Origin of the sequence: Vibrio tritonius (assembly GCF_001547935.1) — a bacterium.
Classification (GTDB): Bacteria; Pseudomonadota; Gammaproteobacteria; order Enterobacterales; family Vibrionaceae; genus Vibrio; species Vibrio tritonius.
Genome location: NZ_AP014635.1, coordinates 647,970 through 671,709, shown reverse-complemented (window position 1 = coordinate 671,709; position 23,740 = coordinate 647,970). Strand labels below are relative to the sequence as shown.

19 protein-coding genes are annotated in these 23,740 nt (G+C 43.5%); 10 read left to right on the top strand and 9 right to left on the bottom strand.

What is annotated here, in order from left to right:
- The first annotated feature begins 26 nt into the window (after window positions 1-26).
- From JCM16456_RS03080 to JCM16456_RS03070, 3 genes are all read left to right on the top strand, one after another.
- Entirely contained in the window at window positions 27-320 is a 294-nt protein-coding gene (locus JCM16456_RS03080; RefSeq protein WP_068712260.1) for a YebG family protein, read from the top strand.
- A 273-nt stretch (window positions 321-593) separates the two neighbouring features.
- Complete coding sequence (gene dapD, locus JCM16456_RS03075; protein ID WP_068712259.1) at window positions 594-1,625, top strand: 2,3,4,5-tetrahydropyridine-2,6-dicarboxylate N-succinyltransferase; 1,032 nt, start codon at window positions 594-596, stop codon at window positions 1,623-1,625.
- Window positions 1,626-1,775: 150 nt separating this feature from the next.
- Window positions 1,776-2,783, top strand: a complete 1,008-nt coding sequence (locus tag JCM16456_RS03070; protein WP_068712256.1) for an adenosine deaminase — start codon at window positions 1,776-1,778, stop codon at window positions 2,781-2,783.
- A gap of 80 nt (window positions 2,784-2,863) precedes the next feature.
- Here the strand turns inward: JCM16456_RS03070 and JCM16456_RS03065 are convergent, their stop codons facing one another.
- Together JCM16456_RS03065 and JCM16456_RS03060 are read right to left on the bottom strand one after the other, a co-directional pair.
- Window positions 2,864-4,042, bottom strand: coding sequence for a uroporphyrinogen decarboxylase/cobalamine-independent methonine synthase family protein (locus JCM16456_RS03065; protein ID WP_068712254.1), 1,179 nt, complete (start codon window positions 4,040-4,042; stop codon window positions 2,864-2,866).
- A 208-nt stretch (window positions 4,043-4,250) separates the two neighbouring features.
- Window positions 4,251-5,336 carry a GNAT family N-acetyltransferase/peptidase C39 family protein gene (locus tag JCM16456_RS03060; RefSeq protein ID WP_068712252.1) on the bottom strand — a complete coding sequence of 362 codons (1,086 nt, stop codon included), beginning with the start codon at window positions 5,334-5,336 and terminating at the stop codon, window positions 4,251-4,253.
- A 70-nt stretch (window positions 5,337-5,406) separates the two neighbouring features.
- Between JCM16456_RS03060 and JCM16456_RS03055 the strand changes: the two genes are divergently transcribed.
- Genes JCM16456_RS03055 through JCM16456_RS03045 form a run of 3 tightly spaced genes read left to right on the top strand, consistent with a single transcriptional unit; the run spans window position 5,407 to window position 8,458 of the window.
- Window positions 5,407-6,858 carry a RimK family protein gene (locus JCM16456_RS03055; protein ID WP_068712250.1) on the top strand — a complete coding sequence of 484 codons (1,452 nt, stop codon included), beginning with the start codon at window positions 5,407-5,409 and terminating at the stop codon, window positions 6,856-6,858.
- A 59-nt stretch (window positions 6,859-6,917) separates the two neighbouring features.
- Window positions 6,918-7,856: a zinc transporter ZntB gene (locus JCM16456_RS03050; RefSeq protein WP_068712248.1), complete on the top strand. Its 939-nt coding sequence runs from the start codon at window positions 6,918-6,920 to the stop codon at window positions 7,854-7,856.
- A gap of 47 nt (window positions 7,857-7,903) precedes the next feature.
- The gene (locus JCM16456_RS03045; RefSeq protein WP_068712246.1) at window positions 7,904-8,458 is read left to right on the top strand and encodes a gamma-glutamylcyclotransferase family protein; all 555 of its coding nucleotides are present in this window, start codon (window positions 7,904-7,906) and stop codon (window positions 8,456-8,458) included.
- Window positions 8,459-8,524: 66 nt separating this feature from the next.
- Here the strand turns inward: JCM16456_RS03045 and galM are convergent, their stop codons facing one another.
- Complete coding sequence (gene galM / locus JCM16456_RS03040; RefSeq protein WP_068712244.1) at window positions 8,525-9,574, bottom strand: galactose-1-epimerase; 1,050 nt, start codon at window positions 9,572-9,574, stop codon at window positions 8,525-8,527.
- Window positions 9,575-10,042: 468 nt separating this feature from the next.
- On the opposite strand from galM, the gene JCM16456_RS03035 reads away from it, so the two are divergent.
- On the top strand, window positions 10,043-11,185 hold the full coding sequence (locus tag JCM16456_RS03035; RefSeq protein ID WP_231894415.1) for an HD domain-containing phosphohydrolase: 1,143 nt from the start codon (window positions 10,043-10,045) through the stop codon (window positions 11,183-11,185).
- A gap of 72 nt (window positions 11,186-11,257) precedes the next feature.
- Window positions 11,258-12,949, top strand: a complete 1,692-nt coding sequence (locus tag JCM16456_RS03030) for an AMP-binding protein (RefSeq protein WP_156430435.1) — start codon at window positions 11,258-11,260, stop codon at window positions 12,947-12,949.
- A 163-nt stretch (window positions 12,950-13,112) separates the two neighbouring features.
- On the opposite strand, the gene JCM16456_RS23525 is transcribed toward JCM16456_RS03030, so the two are convergent.
- The 3 genes from JCM16456_RS23525 to radA form a co-directional block, all read right to left on the bottom strand.
- Window positions 13,113-13,265, bottom strand: coding sequence for a hypothetical protein (locus JCM16456_RS23525; RefSeq protein WP_156430434.1), 153 nt, complete (start codon window positions 13,263-13,265; stop codon window positions 13,113-13,115).
- 171 nt (window positions 13,266-13,436) lie between these two features.
- Window positions 13,437-15,524 carry an elongation factor G gene (gene fusA / locus JCM16456_RS03025; RefSeq protein ID WP_068712241.1) on the bottom strand — a complete coding sequence of 696 codons (2,088 nt, stop codon included), beginning with the start codon at window positions 15,522-15,524 and terminating at the stop codon, window positions 13,437-13,439.
- A gap of 325 nt (window positions 15,525-15,849) precedes the next feature.
- Window positions 15,850-17,226: a DNA repair protein RadA gene (gene radA, locus JCM16456_RS03020; RefSeq protein ID WP_068712239.1), complete on the bottom strand. Its 1,377-nt coding sequence runs from the start codon at window positions 17,224-17,226 to the stop codon at window positions 15,850-15,852.
- A gap of 288 nt (window positions 17,227-17,514) precedes the next feature.
- On the opposite strand from radA, the gene JCM16456_RS03015 reads away from it, so the two are divergent.
- Window positions 17,515-19,857 carry a PilZ domain-containing protein gene (locus tag JCM16456_RS03015; protein WP_068712235.1) on the top strand — a complete coding sequence of 781 codons (2,343 nt, stop codon included), beginning with the start codon at window positions 17,515-17,517 and terminating at the stop codon, window positions 19,855-19,857.
- 96 nt (window positions 19,858-19,953) lie between these two features.
- Here the strand turns inward: JCM16456_RS03015 and serB are convergent, their stop codons facing one another.
- Window positions 19,954-20,934, bottom strand: a complete 981-nt coding sequence (serB, locus tag JCM16456_RS03010; RefSeq protein WP_068712234.1) for a phosphoserine phosphatase — start codon at window positions 20,932-20,934, stop codon at window positions 19,954-19,956.
- 102 nt (window positions 20,935-21,036) lie between these two features.
- On the opposite strand from serB, the gene JCM16456_RS03005 reads away from it, so the two are divergent.
- Window positions 21,037-21,663: a YtjB family periplasmic protein gene (locus JCM16456_RS03005; RefSeq protein WP_068712233.1), complete on the top strand. Its 627-nt coding sequence runs from the start codon at window positions 21,037-21,039 to the stop codon at window positions 21,661-21,663.
- A 60-nt stretch (window positions 21,664-21,723) separates the two neighbouring features.
- Here JCM16456_RS03005 and deoD read toward each other — a convergent pair whose 3' ends face one another.
- Complete coding sequence (gene deoD, locus JCM16456_RS03000; protein WP_068712231.1) at window positions 21,724-22,446, bottom strand: purine-nucleoside phosphorylase; 723 nt, start codon at window positions 22,444-22,446, stop codon at window positions 21,724-21,726.
- A gap of 42 nt (window positions 22,447-22,488) precedes the next feature.
- Window positions 22,489-23,727 carry a phosphopentomutase gene (locus tag JCM16456_RS02995; protein WP_068712227.1) on the bottom strand — a complete coding sequence of 413 codons (1,239 nt, stop codon included), beginning with the start codon at window positions 23,725-23,727 and terminating at the stop codon, window positions 22,489-22,491.
- Window positions 23,728-23,740: the final 13 nt, after the last annotated feature.

The window sequence follows — 23,740 nt, the reverse complement described above, 5'->3', positions numbered from 1 at the left end:
TATGAGCAACCAACAGAGGAATAACCATGGCTGTCATCGTTAAGTACGTGGTGGAACGCAACGGAGAAGAGAAAATGACTTTTACCTCTAAGGCCGAAGCTGACGCTTATGACAAAATGCTGGATATGGCAGATGAACTGTTCGAATTACTTGGTAAAAGCGAACTCATTGAGCAAGAAGAGAAACAAGAAGAACTCGCAATGTTCCTTGCTCAACACAAGGATGATGTTCTTTGTGCTCTAGGTGCAAAACGCAAACCTGCACCGAAGAAACCTAAAGCAGTCAAAGAAGAAGATTCTTCTGTCGATGACGCAGCTTAATCTCACTCGAAATTTTTGCGAAGAACCGTTGCTCTGCAACGGTTTTTTTATACTTTCCGCTTAAAGACATATATCGCTAAAAAGACAAAGGGTATCTTTCTACAGACTTCTTACCGTTTTACCCTTTCTTCCGCTGCAAAGTCTCTTTAAGATGAATCTCAACTCAACAAGACACGCTATGGCTCGGCTCAACCATGATCCTTGATGTGGCTAGAAATACGCTACCTCAAGTGGGTGTCTGGATATAACGAATTAACTATATGGAGAATTTTTATGGCTCATTTTGCAATCGGCTTCGGCACTGCCACCAAAAATCGTGATGGAAAAATCATTGAAGCGTTTTTCCCAACCCCAATCATCAACCCAAGTGACAAGCTAGTTGCAGAACTTACTGCAGCAACAGATTACGCAGAAGGTAATCAAGCAGTAGAAATCTCAGCTGAACAAGCTGCAGCTATCGCAACCATCTTTGCAGCCAATGACCAAGCAGAAGCTGCATCATTTGCAGAAAAAGCTGCAACTGCAACTCAACCATTGGTTTTGGTGGTTCTAGCATCTGACGAAAAACCAACCAGTGTTGCTGAAGGCTTCCTAAAACTGCAACTTATCTCTCACCGTCTTGCTCTGCCTCACGGCATCGTACTTGATGGTATCTTTGGTCTATTGCACAACATCGCATGGACTAATGAAGGTCCAATCGATCTACCAGAATTGGCAGACCGCCAAATCGAAGCTCGCCTAGCAGGTCGTACTCTGACTGTCGATTGTGTCGACAAATTCCCTAAAATGGTGGATTACGTGGTACCAACTGGCGTTCGTATCGCTGATACATCTCGCGTACGCCTTGGCGCACACGTGGGTGAAGGTACTACTGTTATGCATGAAGGTTTCATCAACTTCAACGCAGGTACCACTGGCGTAAGCATGGTTGAAGGTCGTATCTCTGCTGGCGTTCTTGTGGGTAATGGTTCAGATATCGGCGGCGGCGCTTCTATCATGGGTACACTATCAGGCGGCGGTAAAGTGGTTATTTCCATCGGTGAAAGCTCACTGCTTGGCGCAAACGCAGGTCTAGGCTTCCCACTAGGTGACCGTTGTACAGTTGAGTCTGGCCTCTACGTGACTGCAGGCACAAAAGTGCGCATGCTAGACAAAGAAGGCAACGAAGTAGAAATCGTAAAAGCACGTGACCTAGCAGGTGTTTCTGATCTACTATTCCGCCGTAATTCACAAACTGGTCAAGTTGAGTGCTTAGCGAATAAATCTGCTGTTGAACTGAACAGCGAGCTGCACAGCAACAACTAATCAGTTGCTTTTAAACGTATTTGAAGCGTAAAAATCAAAATCTAAGAGGCTAGCATGCAGATGCTAGCCTCTTTCCTATATCTATAATTTGGCATACTTTCTGCTTTTATTTATGGATGTTCGCTATTGATGAAATACAAAGGGGTTAGCATGCACAGCTTTATTCAGCACCTACCAAAGGTAGAACTGCATCTTCATATCGAAGGTTCTCTTGAGCCAGAATTGATGTTTGAACTGGCTCAGCGTAACCAAGTTGAGATTCCTTTCAATTCTCCAGAAGAAGTACGTAACGCGTACCAATTTACTAACCTGCAATCTTTCCTTGATATTTACTATCAAGGGGCAAACGTGCTGCTGCACGAACAGGATTTCTTCGATCTCACTTGGGCCTATTTATTACGCTGTAAACAAGATAACGTGATTCACACGGAAATTTTCTTTGATCCCCAAACCCACACCGCTCGAGGTGTCGCATTCAAAACGGTTATCGAAGGTATCACTAAAGCTCTTGAGCAAGCGAAATCCGAACTGGGAATATCCAGTCAATTGATCATGTGTTTCTTGCGTCATTTGAGTGAAGAAGATGCCATTGAAACCCTACAGCAAGCTCTCCCTTACAAAGAGAAAATCGTTGGTGTGGGTCTCGATTCGTCTGAACAAGGGCATCCACCAGAAAAGTTCACTGAAGTATTTCGCCAAGCGCGTGAAGCAGGCTTCCTTGCGGTTGCTCATGCGGGTGAAGAAGGGCCTGCGCTTAATATTCGTAACGCGATTGACATTCTTGGCGTACAGCGTGTCGACCATGGGGTACGCTGCGTGGAAGATGAAGAGTTAGTCGCAGAGTTAGCCGAAACACGTATGCCACTCACCGTATGCCCACTTTCCAATACCAAACTGAAAGTGTTCCAAGAAATGACGGAGCACAATATTGTGGAACTACTACGTAAAGGGCTATGTGTGACCATCAACTCAGATGACCCTGCGTATTTTGGTGGCTATATGACAGACAACTTCAACGCGGTAGCCAACGCGCACCCGATGACTCACGCTGAATTGGCACAATTTACTCTGAATGCCATTGAAGCCAGCTTCATCAGCAATGCGGAAAAACAGGCACTGGCAGAAAAAGTCGATCACTACGTAGCTAGCCACGCTTAAGCTGCTCAACATCTAGTTCAGCAAGCAAAAAGCCGCTTTCTTACGAAAGCGGTTTTTTTTAACTTACAGCGACAAGGCGCTTATTGCCAAACGCGTTTTGCCACTTCTTGTACCAATTTAATTTTGGCCCACTGCTGATCTTCAGTCAGCGAATTACCTTCTTCTGTTGAAGCAAAACCACATTGGGTACTTAAAAATAAGCGATCAAGAGGAACGTATTGAGCCGCTTCTTTTATGCGAGCAACAACCGCATCAACCTCTTCCAATTCGGCAATTTTTGAAGAGACCAGCCCCAACACCACTTTTTTATCACCCGTTAACTCGGCCAGTGGTGAGAAATCACCTGCGCGGTCAGTATCAAACTCTAGGTAGTATGCAGATACGTTTTCGCGACCAAACAAAACTTTAGCAACCGGAGCATAACCACCACTAGCAGCCCAAGTAGAACGGTAGTTACCACGACATACGTGAGTGGTCACAGTCAGTTCTTTAGGTGCTCCCGCAATTGCTTTGTTATTCACAGTTAAGTAAAGCTCAGCAGCATCAGCCACACGCCCTTCATGGCTCAACTCATGGCTTGCACCACACCCACAGCTGCTCGCTTCAGAAAGTGGTGTATCGGCCGCGCCTTTGGCAGCAAATTTAGGGTCAACCAACATTCCCCAAGTACAGTCATCAATCTGTACATTGCGACAACCAGCAGCGGTAAGTTCTTTAAAGAAAGTGTGATAGGCCTTAGCAATATCTTCTACCAACTCATTCTCATCACTGTAGATAGCTTGAGTCGCTTCTTGGTTATCAGAACGTTGTAATTCCGCTAAGAATTGCGCAGGAGCCGGAATGGTCAAACGAGGTAAAACCGTCTCGTCTGCAAGGCTAGCAAGGAACTTGAAATGCTCAATAAATGGGTGGTTTTCACCACTGATTTTACCAGTCAAACGTGCGCTGTCAGCACGAGTAACCATATTGACGAACTGGTAACCTTTATCTAGCGTTACGTGCTCAATGCCTTGCAGGCCCCACATAAAATCAAGGTGCCAATAAGAACGACGAAACTCACCATCAGTAATCACTTTTAAGCCTAATGATTTTTGTTTTTCAACCAGTTCGGTAATCGCTTTGTCTTCAATCTCTTTTAACTGATTCGCATCAATAGCTCCTTGTTCAAACTGACGACGAGCATCGTGCAAATACTGAGGACGTAAATAACTACCGACAACATCGGCATGAAAAGGCGCATTTAACTGAGATTGAGACATGATTTTCTCCCTGACATGATGTGGAATTCTTTAACACCTCTCCATACTAAACTTAGCCGTATAGACATCCAAATGAAAAAGTTTCATGTTGGTATGTAGATAAATTCACTATAAAAATTAACTTGTTAGGAAGTAATAAGAAACACATGAAATGAGAGTGATAGCTTTCACTACCACTCTGAACAACTGAGAGCCATTACTTGGCTGATTATTTTTGAATCACGACACACGATATCTGCTTTTGTTTACCAAAACCGATAATCTGTTGTAACGCCGCTTTACCAATTGGAACGTACCCCGATGCCATCACATCGTTTTCCGTTTCAGCGTGCGGATCATGGAAGAAAAAAAACTTCTCACTCATCCCACTTAAAATAATCCAGTGTGGCTCTTTTTTGCCGTCAAAACGATAGGTGCTGATAAGCAGCAAGACACAAGCACCTTGGCGAATCCACTGTTCAAAATCACCTTGGCTTGGTGGCGCATCAATAATCTCGACCTCCTGCTCTTCTAACTGGCGGCAAAAGTCCTGATGCACGATTTCAATAACCGCTTTTTTATTCTCATCTCGCACACTATCAATAAAGGGAATACCACGAGATTGGTTCCAAAGCTCAACATGATAACCGCGGCGAGAAGCCGCCAAAGCCAATCCTTGCCCACTGCAACCGCCATGCCCTGCTGCCATAAAAATGGTGGTAGCCTCTCGCCATAGTTGTAACTCCAAAGCACGACTTGGCTCAAACTCATTCGTAAGGCAACCAAAGCTCATCAAAAGACATGCAGCACCGCAGGTAAATGGGGTCGTTTGTAGGTAAAGCGGCATATTTAACATGACCTTAGGTTCAGTCGGAGTTAAACGTTTTTGTAAACGCCGCCCATCGCACAAATCGTCGTAATAATGAATCAATAATTTAAGCGTTTTATACCCCATTTTTTCATACAAATTTATCGCTGAGGTATTGTCTTCACGCACTTCTAGCCTTAATGTAGTCGAACCTTGATCAAGAGCTGCGCGCTCGCATTGTTCGATGAGTTTTCGAGCAATTCCCCGTCCTCTGAAATCAGGTTTAACGGCAATCGAATATAACCTTGAAAGCTGTGTACCTTGATGAAAAAGTAGCAATGCATATCCGGCCAATTCCGTACCGGAATCCGCCACAAACACAATAGCGTGGTTGGAGTGCAGAAAACGCTTCATTTGGCGGGGAGCAATTCGGTCTCCGTCGAAGAGCTCAAGCTCTAAAGCATTAAGCGCAGTTAAATCAGTACTCTTCGCATGACGAAAGTCCATACGATGTCCTTAGGTGGTTAGCAAGATTGCGCATCAATCATAGATCTAATGCAATAGGAAACCTATAGTTATGGCTAACCTTTTAATCGTGACCGACAAAGTCAGTGATTGGCAACAATATTTCCCATCCGAACAAGTCGTTAGCGTCGATCAATACCTTAATGCTGACTGGAAACAAAATCTTAAAAGTATCCAAGTAGTCAACTTGTGTCGCGATTACGGTTATATGAGCAGTGGTTATTACTGCTCACTGATGGCTGAAGCTCGTGGTCACCGAGTGATCCCTCGAGTAATGGCTATCAACGATATAAACCAGCCGCTACTTCTCTCCTCTGATTTAGTAAAAATGCACAAACTTTGTAGCGAAGAAGATCCTATTCGCTGCAAAATTTATTTTGGTCGCACCCAGCATAAGGGGTTGGAGAAACTAGCTAGATTACTTTTTGAACAATTCATGGTTCCGGTGATTGAATTAGAAGTAGGTACTTTAGATGGTCACTGGCAAATCAAGAAAGTAGCTCCATTCCCATTCCAAGACTTGCAAGGGCAAGAGGAAGATTTCTTTATTGAATCTTTAGAAATGTTCTCGAGCAAAGTTTGGCGTCGACCAAAACAAGAGAAAAAATATCGTTACGATATTGCTATGCTGGTCGATGAAGAGGAGAAAATGCCTCCTTCAGACAAATCAGCACTTAAACGCTTTCGCCGCGCAGCCAATCGATTAGGGATGAACCTTGAAACTATCTCTCCTGAAGATGGCTCTCGCTTAGGGGAATTTGATGGTTTGTTCATTCGTGCTACCACCAATATCAGTAACTACACTTATCGTTTTGCCAAAAAAGCGGAAAAGATGGGCATGATAGTGATGGACGACTCAGAGTCCATTATGAAATGTACCAACAAAGTCTTCTTAACCGAGCTATTGCAACGCAATAAGGTACCCGCACCTGACAGTGTCATTTTGCAGAGCTTCGATCCCGAGTGGAAACAACGTTTACTTGAACGTTTGAGTTTCCCTCTTGTGTTGAAAATTCCAGATGGGGCTTTCTCGCGTGGCGTGGTGAAAGTACGTAACGAAGAAGAACTCTCTATCGAAGCAGAAAAGCTGTTTAGCAAAAGTGCATTAATTTTGGCTCAAGCATTTATGCCTACTGACTTTGACTGGCGAATTGGCGTGCTTAATCGTCACCCAATTTTTGCTTGTAAGTATATGATGAGCCGTGGTCACTGGCAGATTTACCAGCATCATAATAGTGGTCGTGTTTCTTCTGGTGGTTTTGAAACTTTGGATTTAAAACAAGTTCCCAAAGCCGTCATCGATACAGCATTAAAAGCCGCTAACTTGATCGGTAATGGTCTCTACGGTGTTGACTTAAAAGAAATAGACGGGCAAGTTTATGTTATCGAAGTCAACGACAACCCAAGTATCGACCATACTGTAGAAGATGGCTTCTTAGGTGATTTGTTGTACGACAGTGTCATGACAGAATTTCTAAGACGCATCCAATTGCGTGGATTCTAGTTATTTTATAGGAGCTCTTAATTGAGCTCCTATCATCTCCACACATTAAAGGAGGTTGAATGGATTTTTTACTCGAGCACTGGGATTTTTGTAGTGACAAACCAACCAAGCAGGTATTAGACCCTGAGCAGATTCAACCAGAACATTGGTATCACTGCCAACGAGAAGAGCCTGAAGTGCGTCGCTGGTTAGAGCGTAATCAAGTTCCTAATTCCATCATTGATAGCTTATTAGCAGAAGATACTCGCCCCCTATTTGAACAATACGAAGATCAAGACTTCTTACTGATCTTGCGCGGAGTGAACTTAAATGCTGACGCTAATCCAGAAGACATGCTCAGCTTACGTTTGCTTTATATCAATGGCGCCTTGATCTCAACGCGAAAAATCCCATCTAAAACCGTGAGCTCTATTCGTCACAACTTAGAAAATCAACGCGGCCCTGCTAACTTGGCAGAATTGGTCATTCAAATTATTGATGGTCTAAGCAACAACATTGACGCTTATTTAGATACGGTTGAAGATAAAATTGATCGTTTTGATGACGAAGTAGAATTAAGTGAAGAACTCATGCAAACCCATAAAGCGCTATTAAAAATTAAGCGTTTTATTAAGCCACAACAATATGCCATTGATGACTACCATGCGAGCGATACCAATCTATCACAAAGCAAAAGCTTGCGTTTACGCCACAGTGTTAACACCATTACCCGTATTAACGAAACGCTTGATTTTTATCTAAGTGAGCTGGAAATCATCAAAGGTGAGCTGCGCCAATACCATGCCGAACGCATGAACCAAAACACCTACCTGTTTTCCGTTATCGCCGCTATCTTCCTACCCACCAGCTTTTTAACTGGATTATTAGGGGTGAATGTCGGGGGAATCCCAGGCACCGAGTCACCTATCGCCTTTGGGTTGTTTTGCCTAGGTTTAGTGATTATTTTTGGGGTTGAGTTTTGGATTTTACGCCGTCTGAAGTTTTTTAGTCAGTCTTAGCTAATGAGACAAGGACGTCTCAGTTGTAACAGAATAAAGGAGCCATTATGTACATTTTTGGATATGGTAGTTTGATTAATACTGCCTCACGCCAGCTCACAGGTCGCACTGGCGATGCCATTCCAGTGATAGCGAAAGGATTAGTACGTTATTGGGGAAAAATCGACGATAGCTACATCATGTCTCCGTTAGTCGTTAATCAAGGAAAGGGAGAAGTCTCAGGTGTACTACTAGAAGTAAGCGCAGAAGAACTCGCTGAGTTTGACCGGCGTGAAGCTGGGTATCAACGCATTGCTTTAGAGAGTTCACAAATTGAATCAGAGCACTCTTTTGATTCCAAGTTACCTATATGGGTCTACATCACCGAGCATCATCAACCGCCCTGCCAGCAAAGTCCCATCGTACAAAGCTATGTGGATACCGTGCTCACTGGCTGCCTGGAAATTTCTGAGCAGTTTGCACGCCACTTTATTGCCAACACAATCGGCTGGCAATTCCCTTATGAAAACGACCGCCACTCACCTAAATACACTCGGATGGCAGGTGTTTCCGCTAACGCCCAAGTGAATATCGATAGATTATTGCTCGAATACAAAGCCTAAAACAGCCCCAGCTCTACCATCCTAGTACTAGTGTCAGAACTGGGGTATTCAAGCTTGCTCTCGTGATTAGTCGAATTGATAAACCGTCGTAAAACGATATTCCTGATTAGGCTCTAAGTAACAGCTTTGATGTGGCCAGTTTCGATTCGGAGAATCAGGCAAGTATTGGGTTTCAAGTGCAACCCCCTGATAATCATCATACACACCACCAGTTCGATTAGGTGTACCTTCAAGCCAGTTTCCGGTGTATAACTGAATTGCAGGTTTGTCGGTAAACACATTAACGCTCACAGCACCATCTGCCGCCGTTAAGGTTGCCACCGGGGTATCTAACCTTGTATCCCCCAAGAAATAGCTATGATCGTACCCTTTGACCAATTTTTGCTGTTCATCAGCCAGCAACCTTGAACCAATCAAAGTAGGCTCACGGAAATCAAAACTGGTTCCCGCTACATCAGTTAACCCATCAGCGAGTGGAATTCCCATCTCGGTTGTTGGCAAGTACTGTTGAGCGTGAATACATAACGTATCTTCTAGTACAGTCGCGCCTGACTCAGCTCCCATTAAATTGAAATAAGCATGGTTAGTCATATTAATTGGCGTTGTGGCATCAGTCGTTGCATGGTAATCAAGGCGCACTTCATTGTCGTCGGTAAGAACGACCGTCATCTGTGCGAGCACATTACCAGGAAAGCCTTGATCATTATCTAAGGAATCGATTGTAAAACGAACCGCTTGCTCACTAATAACGGTCATCTTCCAACGTAAATGGCTCCAACCTTGCATACCGCCATGCAAGCAGTTTTGACCTTGGTTTGCTGTGACATGATACGTCGTTTCATCCACTTTAAACTGAGAATTGGCAATTCGGTTAGCATAACGACCAACGGTTGCCCCTAGGTAACTTGTTTGTTTTAGGAACGCCTCCATACTACTCACTCCAAGCAATACTTCACGAAGATCGCCCTCAACCGGAACTTGGCAACTAAGCCATGTTGCACCAATATCCATAAACAACAAACGCATGCCGTTCGCATTAACTAGAGTAACTAATTTGGCTGGCTCACCATCGTATGCGGGCTGTTCAGCTAATAGTGGTAAGTATGTTTGAATCATGTACTGCTCTCCCCTGCGCAACTTAGTCATCACATTGTGTATTCGAACGCTAAGCTCAACTAAGCTTCAGTGAATGGATTAAATATCTTCGCAGTCTAACAGTCAAAATCCCATAGGGTCTGTGATCAAAATGGCAAAGTGTAAACGTTTCCAATCGCATAACAACACCAATAACATCATGATTTATCGTTTCTTTTGAAAGAAACCACCTCCGAATTTTGAAGGCTAACTTTGTGTTACAGTTTAACAAGGTTCACGCAGTAAAAGTTGAACGCAAGTGTCAGTTGAAGTGAGAATAATCCTCTACACTAATTAATAATCAAATAGCACAAAATGGATAAATGGTTCAGCCATCCATAGAGATTTAACGAAGATAAACACTGCAGAGATACTATTTTTCGTTACCTTTTGTATTCTTCGAAACATGAGTAACGAGTTTAAATTGACTAAGGGGGACACATGGAGAGAATGGACCAGAATGATGATTTATCGCGCTCAAGATTATCCGCGACTTTAAACCACCAATTATCTGATATTCATTACCAAGTGCGCATATCAATACCCAATGTTGATCGCCTCTCTTTTGCTCTCTACAACGCGGAAACGGACGAGTTAAAAACTTATGCCGACAGCTCTGCCCATGGCTGTGAGCTTAACCAATACTCTGTATCCCTCTCCGAGCTTCCGACATTGAAAAGCTGCGCTCAAACCGGAGAAACACGAGTTGTAAATAACATTGCAGACAGCTTTAACCCAAATACACAGCACACCAAATGGCTTCTTGAGAGAGGTTTTCATTCCTCAGTGGCGGTTCCCGTTTACAGTCACCATCATTTCATTGGTATATTATTCATCAACTCGCATAAGGAAGATTTTTTTACTGATGTGATCGTTAGTGCTCTGGCAGAGTTTATCGATACATTGATCATTTCGATTATCTCAGAATATGAACTGGTCCATGCCCTACTAGATTCAACCAAAGATCGTAATCTTTCCGCCCCTAGGCATTGGTCAGCAGGAACATGTCACCGTGAGCGAATGTGGCGTTTTAGCCAGATTATTGCCAAACATGTTGCTGCTCTATACCAACTCAGTGATGAAGAAATAGAAAATATCACCCTATTCTCCCGGTATCATGATATTGGTAAAATTTCAGTACCATACACCACATTAACGTCATCAGAATCCCTTACGCCATCTCAACGGCGCCAAATTGATGAACATATCGAACAAGGGGTTGAGATCATTGAACAAATCATTAAACAGCTCAATTCTCCAAACCATCATTGTGTGAACCTATTAAGAGATATCGTTGCCTATCATCATGAATTTCTTGATGGCTCAGGTTACCCCTATGGTTTAAAAGGCGATCAAATTCCTGTTTGTGCTCGAATTGTCACCGTTGCTAATGTTTTTGATGCCTTAACTAGCCATCACCCACACAAGCAAGCACGCTCTATCCCTTATGCTCTGCTCGATTTAGAAAAAATGGTATTTGATGGAAAGTTGGATAAGCACTGCGTCAATGCTCTACGTGAATACCAAGACGAATTGGAAGCAATTATTCGTGACTATCCAGGGACTGACCCATGTCATCACCATTCTCATTAACCATGATTTGCGTGGCGAAGTGCATCCAACACTCTACACTGAAATAGAATACTCATTACGACAGGAGTGATAATGAACCCATCCTCTCTTGCAAATGGAAGTCAATGCACACTGCCTCCCCCCAATGAACTGCTGCTTATTTGGGCCCGCATGAAGCCCAATGAGGTTTATCTTCGGCAAATTATCGACGATAAGTTTAAAGATTTCACTTACATGGAAGTAGCAGAGCAGGCTCTTCGGTTGGTCTCAGCACTCACCGATCTTGGCGCGAAACCTAGAGACAAAATTGCACTTATCTCAAAAAACTGCGCCGAGTGGTTTATTTGTGACTTAGCAATGATGCTGGGCGACTTTATTAGCGTGCCGCTTTTCCCGACGGCTCAAGCATCCACTATTGAATATTGCCTAACACACAGTGACTGCCACTTTCTCATCGCAGGCAAACTTGACGACAACACAGAAATAACCCAAGTAATGGCTGATATGAGCACTCTCACAACCATTGCTCTTCCTTATTCGTCAGCTCCTGTTTGCCAATACCAATTTGTAGAATTAATCGCAAAATCCCCACCAAGCAAACATCGCCCACAACATCAAGATGACACCATTATGTCGATTGTCTACACCTCAGGAACCTCAGGCACGCCAAAAGGCTCCATTTTAACGTATGGCAGTTTCGCATGGACATCGAAACAGATCATCGACCACATTGGTATTAACTCACAAGACAGACTGTTTTCTTATCTCCCACTGGCACACATTACTGAACGAGTTTACATTTTTGGTTCATCGATCATGGTTGGTATTCCAACCGCCTTTCCTGAATCGCTGGATACCTTTATTGACAATGTAAAAATGCACCGCCCCACATTGTTTATCTCCGTCCCAAGACTTTGGCACCTATTCCAACAGCGGATTTTAGATAAAATCCCAAATCATATTTTGCAATTTTTACTGAGCTTCTTCCTCACCAAGCGCCTCATTCGTAGAAAAATCATACGTGGCTTAGGCTTAGAAGACGCTCGAGTTTTAGGTTGTGGATCCGCCCCCGTATCTCCCTCTCTATTACATTGGTACAACCGTTTAGGACTTGAAATAACTGAAGCGTGGGGCATGACAGAATCCTTAGGCTATGGCACGCTAAACTACCCATTTATCGAGAGCAAAATTGGCACCGTAGGCAGAGCTGGGCCTGGCGTTGAGTTGCACATTGCTGAAGACGGTGAAGTAATGATGAAAACGCAAGGTATGTTCGCAGGTTATTATCACCAGCAAAGCAATGAGCCTTGTTTTGATGTACAAGGATGGTTACATACAGGTGATATTGGCTCTATTGATGAACAAGGATACCTCACCTTATTGGGGAGAAAGAAAGACACCTTTAAAACCGCGAAAGGTAAGTTCGTTGCTCCGGTACCCATCGAAAAACTACTTTACGCAAAAAGTCGCGTGGAAATGCTGTGTTTAATTGGTTCGGGTCACCCATCCCCCATCCTACTTGTTGTACCGCATCCGTTTCCCCATTTTGATAAATCTCGTTATGAACGTCGGACCAAGCTTATCATTGAGGAGGTAAACCAAACATTAGAACCTCACGCCAAGGTAAAAAGAGTACTCATGGTCGCTAATCCCTGGAGCATTGAAAATGGTTTTCTCACCCCAACACTAAAAATTAAACGTTTTGAATTGGAGAAGCACTATCAAAATCTCAGTGAAAACTGGCCAGAAGAACAATTGATTCGTTGGGAAGGCAATGAGCCATAAGCTCTCATCCACTGCTTTTTCTACGTAATAGAGAAAGAAAATAACCCCAAATGAACCCAAGATGCAGAATTCAATCGATACTAAAAAGCCCTAGCATCAGACTAGGGCTTATTTCATTAGTTGCACGACAACCCAAACAGGTAAGACGTGACCTATCGCTTCGTTAGGCGATCCAATTAAGACTAATTGCACCGATAACGGCACTAGCTGCCGCCCATAGAGTGACTACGCCAAAAAGCTCTTTCACTGTTTTACGCCAAGTTGAAGTTGGCGCTGATGTGACTTGTTGTTGAACTGCATTGTTGTAAGTATTCATAATAATCTCTCTCACCGCTGATTAATTAACCAGACACAGATCACTTTATAGCCAAAAGTGTGACCTAAATCAAGTTACTTTGTGGTTATTTTTCGATCATTTTAAATCTTACTAATATAAAAAAAGCCCCTATCGAGGGGCTTTTTATCAATAGCTGTTCAAAAAGAACAATTATTTCTTAGCGTTACGCTCTTTAACTTCAGCGATTACTTTTTCAGCAACGTTTGCTGGACAAGCTGCGTAGTGATCGAATTCCATAGAGAATTGACCACGGCCTGAAGTGATAGTACGTAGGTGACCGATGTAACCAAACATTTCTGATAGTGGAACGTTCGCTTTAATACGAACACCAGTTGCACCAGCTTGTTGGTCACGAATCATACCACGACGACGGTTCAAGTCACCGATAACGTCACCAACGTTATCTTCTGGAGTGAATACGTCTACGTGCATGATTGGTTCAAGAAGTTGTGGACCAGCTTTTGGCATAGATTGACGGAATGCGCCTTTAGCAGCGATTTCGTATGCGATTGCTGATGAGTCAACTGCGTGGAAGCTACCATCGAACAATTCAACTTCAACGTCAAGAACAGGGAAGCCAGCTAGAGGACCTTCTAGCATCATGCCTTCGAAGCCTTTCTCAACTGCAGGCCAGAATTCTTTAGGAACGTTACCGCCCACAACAGTTGATTTGAAAGTGAAGCCAGAGTTAGTTTCACCTGGTTTGATACGGTAGTCGATTTTCGCGAACTGACCTGAACCACCAGACTGTTTCTTATGCGTGTAGCTATCTTCAACAGGTTGAGTGATAGTTTCACGGTAAGCTACTTGTGGAGCACCAACTTCTAGTTCAACGCCGTAAGTACGTTTAAGGATGTCCACTTTGATGTCTAGGTGAAGTTCACCCATACCTTTCAGGATAGTTTCACCTGAATCTTCATCAGTCTCAACTTGGAATGATGGATCTTCTGCAACCATTTTACCGATCGCGATACCCATTTTCTCAGTTGAACCTTTATCTTTAGGTTTAACTGCGATAGAGATTACTGGAGTTGGGAATACCATTGGCTCCAAAGTAACTGGGTGTTTAGGATCACATAGAGTGTGACCAGTTTGAACGTTCTTCATACCAACGATAGCGATGATGTCGCCCGCTTGAGCTGAAGTAAGTTCTTTACGATCGTCAGCTTGCATTTCAACCATACGACCAACACGTTCAGTTTTACCAGTGAACGAGTTAAGGATGGTGTCACCTTTGTTCAATTTACCAGAGTAAATACGAACGAAAGTTAGTGCACCGAAACGGTCATCCATGATTTTGAATGCTAGCGCTTTGAATGATTCGTCAGCAGAAACGATAGCGTGTTCGCCAGTTTCGTTGCCTTCTTCATCCATTAGAGGTTGTGGGTCAACTTCTTGAGGTGCTGGTAGGTAATCTACAACAGCGTCAAGTACTAGTTGAACACCTTTGTTTTTAAACGCAGAACCACAGTAAGTTGGGAAGAACGCTAGGTTACGAGTACCTGTACGGATACAACGTTTGATGTCTTCGATTGAAGGTTCTTCGCCTTCCATGTAAGCCATCATTAGTTCGTCGTCTTGCTCAACTGCAGTTTCGATTAGCTCTTCACGGTATTGCTCAACGTCATCTACCATGTCAGCTGGAACTTCTTTGATTTCGTAGTTTTCTGGAAGACCTGAATCATCCCATACGTAAGCTTGGCGGCTAAGAACGTCAACAACACCAACGAAATCTTCTTCGATACCGATAGGTAGAGTCATTACTAGTGGAGTTGCCGCTAGAACGTTTTTAACTTGATCTACAACGCGGTAGAAGTCTGCACCCATACGGTCCAGTTTGTTCACGAAGATTACACGTGCAACTTCTGATTCGTTAGCGTAACGCCAGTTAGTTTCTGATTGAGGTTCTACACCACCTGAACCACAGAATACACCGATACCACCGTCTAGTACTTTAAGAGAACGGTAAACTTCTACTGTGAAGTCAACGTGTCCTGGGGTGTCGATAACGTTTAAACGGTGACCTTTCCAGAAACATGATACTGCCGCAGATTGGATAGTAATACCACGTTCAGCTTCCTGTTCCATGAAGTCGGTAGTTGATTCACCGTCATGAACTTCACCAGTTTTGTGGATCATACCAGTTAGCTTTAGGATACGTTCAGTAGTGGTAGTTTTACCCGCATCTACGTGCGCGAAAATACCAATGTTTCTGTATTTCGATAAATCAGTAGTCATTGTCTTACTCTGTTAATAAGGTATAAAGTGCGCGCAGAGTATACCATAATCTTTATAGACTGATAGTCCTGCGTGCAGATTCCAAAAAAAAAGTTTGTCGCTTTTTTCAGCTTAAGAAAATTCGATATAGTAAAGTACAGATTCCGCACTAGGCACTGCTAGATAATCCCTCTTATTTACTATCCAATTCCACCATAAACTGCGAACCAAACTGTGCATTCTCTCTCAGTGACGAAGTATAGACGAAGCAAATATGTTGCTTGCCTGTACTGCTACATAAATTTGTTCACTGTTAAATAACCGCGCGAGCATACAGGGATTTTACTCAAAGTTCATCAAATGCTTCGATCGCTTCCGATAATTTTTTAACACCATGGATTTGCATACCTTCAATTCCGTTCTTTGGCATATTCGCAAAAGGAACAATCGCTTTACGAAATCCATGCTTAAATGCTTCGTTTAATCGCTCTTGTCCACTAGGCACGGGGCGAATCTCACCAGCAAGCCCAATTTCACCAAATACCACCACATCTTTTGGTACAGTACGATCACGAAAACTCGACAAAAGAGCGACTAAAAGAGCTAAATCGGCACTGGTTTCAGTGACTTTTACACCACCAACAACGTTAACAAAAACATCTTGGTCAGCCATTTGTAAACCGCCATGTTTGTGTAGTACGGCAAGCAGTAATGATAAACGGTTTTGTTCCATCCCTACCGCAACACGACGTGGATTGGCTAATTGCGAGTAATCCACCAGCGCTTGAATTTCGACTAATAGCGGTCGCGTACCTTCCCAAACCACCATTACCGAACTGCCCGAGGTCTCTTCCTCGCCACGGGATAAAAAGATGGCCGATGGATTTTTCACTTCGCGAAGGCCCTGCCCTGTCATGGCAAATACACCTAATTCGTTAATAGCACCAAAACGGTTTTTATGACTGCGCAGGGTACGGAAACGTCCATCAGCATCCCCATCAAGCAGAACAGAACAGTCAATTATATGTTCCAGTACTTTAGGGCCAGCTAACGTGCCATCTTTAGTGACGTGACCAACAATAAAAACAGCCACATTATTTTGCTTAGCATAACGCGTTAATGCTGTTGCGGATTCGCGTACCTGAGCCACACTGCCCGGTGATGATTGCACATCAGAAACATGCATCACCTGAATGGAGTCAATCACCATAATTTTAGGCTGTTCTTTTTCTGCAATTTGGCAAATACGATCCACATTGGTTTCTGACAACATTTTTAAGTTGTCTTTCGGTAATCCAAGCCGTGATGCTCGCAGCGCTACCTGTTGTAGAGATTCCTCACCAGTCACATATAAGGTTGGCATTGTTTGAGCCAACAAACACATGGTTTGCAGTAACAGGGTCGATTTACCCGCGCCAGGACTACCACCGATCAAAATAGCGGCACCTGGGACAATACCGCCGCCAAGTACACGGTCAAATTCCTTGAAACCACTGGAAAAACGCGGCACCTCTTGCAAGTCAATTTCCGATAGCGTTTGGACTTTTGACTCAACAGCACCAGCATAACCGCTCAACTTTTCATTACGAGCAGCCTGTGGGGACGCGGCTAATCGAACCTCTGTAATCGTGTTCCATGCTCCACATGCATTGCACTGTCCCTGCCAACGGGGAAAATCAGCCCCACAATCATTACACACGTATGCGCGCTTTGCCTTAGCCATGAAACCTCTATTTTTCTCACAAAAATGACAATACTAACTTCTTAAACAATAATAAGATGGATGGCACTAGTGAATCCATACCCAAATTACATCAGCAAATGAATACCGGGGGATTTGCGACATGTGCACCTGACGTTACTGACTTTAAGAGTAAAATAACTACCTTAATTATCAGCAAAATTTCTCCATCTATTTAAAATAACTTAACGACGTAATTGACGTGTATTACTAAAGATATACCGTTTTAAGCCGATGAACTAACAGAGACCATTAATCTAATAGAATAGTATGCAGCAATCTGAAATACTCTCTTTAGCCGAACGCCTAATTCCGGCCTATCATTCAGGGGATCTTGAGCACCTGTTAGGGCAACTAACTCAGGGGCAATCTCCTTCTGCCAAATTACTGGTTAAAATGGAACTCAACCGGATCATGACCTCTTGCCATAAGAGTGTCGATTTACGTGGCCGAGTCAATGGCGAGTGCCGGGAATACGAAATCGATGGTATAACGCACTGGCTAGATGATGTGGCATTTAATGCCTATCACAAGAGTATTCGTAAGTATGGCTCATACACAGAAGGGGTTTGGGAAGCGCTAAACAATACGCGCAATAACTTTCGCGTGATGCAAAAACGGGGAGCTCCTCAACAAGATAATCAAGCAAAGCGTTGTCAATTTGAAGCGGATCCAATCAAACTGGGTTATGACCTCAAACGCTTAGAAAACCGTCTGCGCATTTCTACACAGATCGAAATCCACCTCCAAAACAAACAGCAAGTGATCCATGCTTTGAGTGTCGATTTATCGACTTCCGGAGCACGTTTCAAAGTCCCATCTTTCTTTGACTATAAGTTGGGAGACATCATTACGGTCAGATTTATTGAGTTATATAAAGAGTATGAGATCTCAGGGTTAGAAGCTGACATTGAGTATCGGATTCTTGCTGTCGACGAATCTTACGATAATGATGCCATCAAATTCCTCCGTGTATTGCGTCTGACAGAAACCGACGCAATTGATCGCGTTATCACCGAATCGCTCAACAGTAACCGTAAGAAAACCTCACATGATAATCAAGATAAAATCATTCGCGCTCGAACTCGAGCTTACGAGCATACTTATCTAAAACACAGTTGCTCACTGCCACTATTTTTTAGTGGCAACGAACTGAAAATTGCCTTGATTACTGAAAATAACCTACCAATTTGGCAATATTGGCACGATGAGCGCAACCAACAAGCCCTTGGTACTCTGTTTAATACACAACGAATGGCATCACTAACAAAGGCGGGGGTTCACGACAGTAATAACGTGCTGTATGCGTTTAAACATGAATATAAAGATAGAACGCTGTTTTTCTCCATGATGATGCCTGAAGCAAAACCAGAAGAGCGTAAGCTGTTTTGGCATATTGGCGCTAAACGCGATAGCTGGAAAGTGTTTCGGCTGTGGATGTTTGAATTATCGAAAGAAGAACGCCGCGAACTAGCGAGCCACAGTGAAGAGCTATCTCAACGTTCACGTAATTTAACCCATTTTGGTATTTTGCAAGAAATCAGTGACCTGCAATCAGCTCATGACTATCTTTTTGTCGACAAACCCGCACTTAGCAGCAAAGTGATTAATCCATTTTGTCACCCTCGTAAAATTCACGGTATGCCAATGGGCGTCTATTTTGATGCGCGCTCGCGACGTAAAGAACCGCGTTACCATTTTCGCACTCCGTTAACGTTAATTGACAGTGAAGGGAAACAGCATACTGGCTTTACGGTTGATATATCAAAGCGCGGTTTAAGTATCATTATTGAAGAACCGTTATCAATAAAAGCACAAGATAAAGCCACCATTGATTTTAATGAACTCAAGCTCTATGACAAAGAGTTACCATTAAACAGTGTGCCCTACCAAGTTATTAGAGTCAGCCCTGAGGGACGACGAGTACAACTCATGCTCGAAGAAACCTCTAGCACGATGAAAATTATCGCTTTCTTCAGTGGTATGATAGAAAATAACCGCGATAAGCTATTGAAAAAAGACGAGATTCTTCCGTCGCATGAACTACTAGAAAGCCTGCATAATATCCTGTTGGATAAAATGGTAAGCACGCCAGTTTTTGTTGACAAAGCGACGAGAAACTTGCGCCCTAGAGTAATAGGCGTGAATTATCCATTACCGCGCCACATCGAATTTTTAGCCAAGCTAGGACGCGAAAACAAAATCTCTCTCGATCCCGTTTTTAAAGGACACACTAATACGCTGTTAGCCAATCCTATGAAGCGAATTGATGGCGTTGAACCTCAGTTCATCGAACTCTATATTTCAATATTAAAATTTGGCTCGCGAGTAAAATCGATAGAAACACAGCTAATGAATGAGTTTGAGACGACTCAACAGCGTATTGAGTTCATCAAAAACGCCCAGAACATGGGGGAGCTTTTTGTGTTGAGGATTGCATCTGCGCCTATATTTGACGCCTTTACCACATTACTGCGCGCTGATTTGGAGGAGCTCGCACAAATCAGTATCCAAAATTCAACCACGCTTGAAAAAGAGATTACCTCGTTAGCAGGCTACAGTGAAATCGTTGATATCACCGACGAAGTACTGACCCGCTTACAGCTCAATTAAGATGAAATTGCCTCATATACTCAGTCACCTCATGATGCTGTTTCATATATGTAAAAAGCCACTTAATAAAGTGGCTTTTTATTAATATACGCTCTATTACGGTTTAGCTTGCCAACTTAGCTTTTGACGTTTCACTAAACCAGCAGACAAAATACACAACACGCCCCCCAAGCCAATGTGACGAATCGACGTTTGCGCCTTAGCGTACACTTTGGGTTTAGCATGATACGCAATACCTAATCCAGCTGCGGACATCATTACAAGGTCGTTCGCTCCATCCCCAATGGCAACTGTATTATGGGTTTCAATGCCATATTGCGCGGCCAGTTGCTGTAAAATATCAGCCTTAGTTTGAGCAGAAACCACGCCCCCCAAGACTTGACCAGTCAGCTTACCATTAGCGATTTCAAGTACATTTGATTGTGCAAAATCAAGATTTAGACGTTCTTTTAAGTGGTCGGAGAAATAGGTAAAGCCACCAGAAGCAATCGCTGTTTTCCAGCCAAACTGCTGCAGTGTCGTCACCATTTCACCAAGGTCTGGCATGAAAGGAATACCTGAACGTACCTCATCAAGGATACTTTGGTCGGCATCTTTTAGCTTGCTAACACGTAAACGTAAGCTCTGTTCAAAGTCGAGTTCGCCTTGCATGGCTCGCTCAGTCACCGCGGAGACTTCATCTCCAACACCAGCCAACTTTGCGATTTCATCGATACATTCAATCTGAATCGCCGTTGAATCCATATCCATCACAATCAACCCTGGCTGAGTTAAGTCAGGAACATCTTGAATGCTGGCATATTCGACTTTGAGGTCTTGAAGTATCGCCTCTTTTTTCCCATCCAAATCTCCAGACATCAATGCAACTTCATAATGACCTACTTGCCAGATATCCAAAATTGCGTGTTTTTCTCGGGCATAAAAATCGAGGTCAATAAAGAGTTGAGGCGCTAAGTGTTCACCAAAGACAATCCAATTGGCTCGTTTACGCTCGATCGGGTTAACGACACGAGCCTCTGGAAACCGTTGAATAAGAGAGGGATGTTTTTTTATCGGTAAAATCTTAAAAGCGTCCATGTATACTATCCTTAATTGGGAGAACTGAACGTTAACCTATTGCAATTTAAAAACGCAAGTCCCAATATTGGCCAACCCTTATTTTTTGATTAGGTGAAAGTTATGAATGGCTCACTATTCTCGTTTCGTGTAGTGATTCGTCTCTTTGCTGTCATTGCTGTTGCAGTGATGTTTGTGATCACCATAACCAATAGTGTCATCATCAGTAAAGGTAACGAACGTATTCAAGCCAACCAGTTAGAGACACTAACTAAAGTGCTCATTACGCAAGCGGCAATGACTGCCAGTAGTATGATAGCCGATCAAGACCAAGAACGTCTCTTGGCTCTCACTAATCAGCTAGCTCAAGACCGATTGGTGTTTGACGCCACTATTTATGATGCTGAGGGGGTAAAACTTGCCTCTAGTGACAACGCCATGAGCGTACGTGAAGTGCTAGGACTCGATACACCACTTCATACCGCTAGTATTGGTCGCCAGCAACTGGTTGAGCCGGTGATGCACGATGGGGATATCATCGGTTTTGTGCGCGTCACCTTTGAAACAGGCAAAGTCACGGCGATTTCAGACCATCACTATCGCAAAAGTGATCGCTACATGTATTTGATGGTTCTAATGAGTTTTGTCAGCGGAGTTCTGATCACACTGTTATTACGCAAGAAAAAAGTCGCCATACGCCGCGGTGAGAACTTGCTGTTAAAAAACGCCTCACAATCCCCGCAATCTTAATTAACAAAAAAACCTCAGCATCGACTGAGGTTTTTTTATTCATCCAGATATCAAGATTGATTATGCGTCTTTATCGCCAATCAATACCGACTCAAGCGCAATCACAATCATGTCGTTGAACGTATTTTGACGTTCTTCTGAGGTGGTTTGCTCACCGGTTTTGATATGGTCTGAAACAGTACAAATGGTTAATGCTTTCGCACCGTACTCTGCAGCCACACCGTAAATGCCTGCTGCTTCCATTTCCACACCAACAATACCGTATTTGTCCATCACATCGAACATCTCAGGATCTGGTGTGTAGAACAATTCAGCAGAGAACAGGTTGCCCACTTTGACCGCTGTACCGTGTGCCTTTGCTGCTTCTTCTGCTGCGCGTACCATGTTGTAATCGGCAATAGCGGCAAAATCATGACCTTTGAAACGGATGCGATTTACTTTTGAATCCGTACATGCGCCCATACCAATGACTACGTCACGCACTTTGATATCAGTACTTACGGCACCACAGCTGCCGACACGGATAATTTTCTTCACACCGTAGTCTTTAACAAGCTCAGTTGCGTAAATAGAGCATGATGGGATGCCCATGCCATGGCCCATAACGGAGATTTTGCGACCTTTATATGTCCCAGTAAAACCGAACATATTACGCACGTCACAAACCTGAACCACATTCTCTAAGAAGGTTTCCGCAATGTATTTTGCACGTAGCGGGTCGCCCGGCATAAGAACAACGTCAGCGAAATCACCCATTTCAGCGTTAATATGTGGAGTTGCCATAGTTTTGTTTCCTTTATGATTTATATATCAAGCTCATCAACCTTAAACGGATGCGGCTTGGGGTAAAAACGATTTTCCATATTCCATTGGCGATAGCTGGAAATAGGTCGCCAATGACTGCCCAATATCGGCAAATGTGTCACGCAGCCCTAAAGAACCAGGCGCCACTTTGGGTCCATAAACCAGTACAGGAATATGTTCACGGGTATGATCTGTGCCCGGCCAAGTTGGATCACAACCATGGTCGGCAGTAAGAATCAATACGTCTTCCGGTGCTAGCATTGCTAACAGCTCTGGCAAGCGACGATCAAAATATTCAAGCGCTTGTGCATATCCAGCCACATCACGACGATGTCCATAGGAGGAATCAAAGTCGACGAAATTAGTGAATACGATAGTATTATTTCCAGCGGATTTCACTTGCTCTAACGTGGCATCAAATAGCGCGGGAATGCCTGTTGCCTTCACTTTATGAGTGATACCACAATGAGCGTAAATATCCGCAATTTTACCAATCGACACCACATGCCCTTGTTTCTCGCTGACCAATTTTTGCAATACTGTCGCCGCTGGCGGTTCAACTGATAAATCACGTCGATTACCAGTACGAGCAAACTCTCCCGACTTTTTGCCCGTAAATGGACGCGCAATTACGCGACCAATATTGTAATCCGCTAGCTCTTCACGAACAATTTGGCATAGCGTCATCAAGTTATCTAAACCAAACGTCTCTTCATGACACGCAATCTGGAATACAGAATCGGCCGAAGTGTAGAAGATTGGCTTGCCAGTTACCATATGCTCTTCACCCAAATCATCTAAAACTTGAGTCCCGGAGGCGTGACAGTTGCCTAAATAACCAGGTAATTGTGCTCGAGCAACAATACGCTCCAATAATTCTGCCGGAAAGCTGTCGGTTTTGTTGGTGAAGTAACCCCAATCAAATAACACGGGCACACCAGCGATCTCCCAGTGACCTGATGGTGTATCTTTTCCCGAGGAAAGCTCAGCTGCATGACCGTAAGCACCAATAACATCTACACGCTCATCTAAACCAGCAGCAAACGTCCCAGTAGACTCTTGATGAGCTAACCCTAAACCCAGTTTAGACAAATTCGGCAACGTCAAAGGACCTTGTCGCTGTTCATTATCGGCTTGGCCTAGGGCACATTGCTCCGCAATATGACCTAATGTATCTGCACCGACATCACCAAATGAATCAGCGTCTGCGGTCGCGCCAATACCAAATGAGTCTAAAACTAAAATAATGGCTCTTTTCATTGTTTCTTTTACT

Coding starts and splice junctions, on each gene's coding strand:
- JCM16456_RS03080 (WP_068712260.1), top strand. CDS start 27: ATGGCTGTCATCGTTAAGTACGTGGTGGAACGCAACGGAGAAGAGAAA.
- dapD (WP_068712259.1), top strand. CDS start 594: ATGGCTCATTTTGCAATCGGCTTCGGCACTGCCACCAAAAATCGTGAT.
- JCM16456_RS03070 (WP_068712256.1), top strand. CDS start 1,776: ATGCACAGCTTTATTCAGCACCTACCAAAGGTAGAACTGCATCTTCAT.
- JCM16456_RS03065 (WP_068712254.1), bottom strand. CDS start 4,042: ATGTCTCAATCTCAGTTAAATGCGCCTTTTCATGCCGATGTTGTCGGT.
- JCM16456_RS03060 (WP_068712252.1), bottom strand. CDS start 5,336: ATGGACTTTCGTCATGCGAAGAGTACTGATTTAACTGCGCTTAATGCT.
- JCM16456_RS03055 (WP_068712250.1), top strand. CDS start 5,407: ATGGCTAACCTTTTAATCGTGACCGACAAAGTCAGTGATTGGCAACAA.
- JCM16456_RS03050 (WP_068712248.1), top strand. CDS start 6,918: ATGGATTTTTTACTCGAGCACTGGGATTTTTGTAGTGACAAACCAACC.
- JCM16456_RS03045 (WP_068712246.1), top strand. CDS start 7,904: ATGTACATTTTTGGATATGGTAGTTTGATTAATACTGCCTCACGCCAG.
- galM (WP_068712244.1), bottom strand. CDS start 9,574: ATGATTCAAACATACTTACCACTATTAGCTGAACAGCCCGCATACGAT.
- JCM16456_RS03035 (WP_231894415.1), top strand. CDS start 10,043: ATGGACCAGAATGATGATTTATCGCGCTCAAGATTATCCGCGACTTTA.
- JCM16456_RS03030 (WP_156430435.1), top strand. CDS start 11,258: ATGAACCCATCCTCTCTTGCAAATGGAAGTCAATGCACACTGCCTCCC.
- JCM16456_RS23525 (WP_156430434.1), bottom strand. CDS start 13,265: ATGAATACTTACAACAATGCAGTTCAACAACAAGTCACATCAGCGCCA.
- fusA (WP_068712241.1), bottom strand. CDS start 15,524: ATGACTACTGATTTATCGAAATACAGAAACATTGGTATTTTCGCGCAC.
- radA (WP_068712239.1), bottom strand. CDS start 17,226: ATGGCTAAGGCAAAGCGCGCATACGTGTGTAATGATTGTGGGGCTGAT.
- JCM16456_RS03015 (WP_068712235.1), top strand. CDS start 17,515: ATGCAGCAATCTGAAATACTCTCTTTAGCCGAACGCCTAATTCCGGCC.
- serB (WP_068712234.1), bottom strand. CDS start 20,934: ATGGACGCTTTTAAGATTTTACCGATAAAAAAACATCCCTCTCTTATT.
- JCM16456_RS03005 (WP_068712233.1), top strand. CDS start 21,037: ATGAATGGCTCACTATTCTCGTTTCGTGTAGTGATTCGTCTCTTTGCT.
- deoD (WP_068712231.1), bottom strand. CDS start 22,446: ATGGCAACTCCACATATTAACGCTGAAATGGGTGATTTCGCTGACGTT.
- JCM16456_RS02995 (WP_068712227.1), bottom strand. CDS start 23,727: ATGAAAAGAGCCATTATTTTAGTTTTAGACTCATTTGGTATTGGCGCG.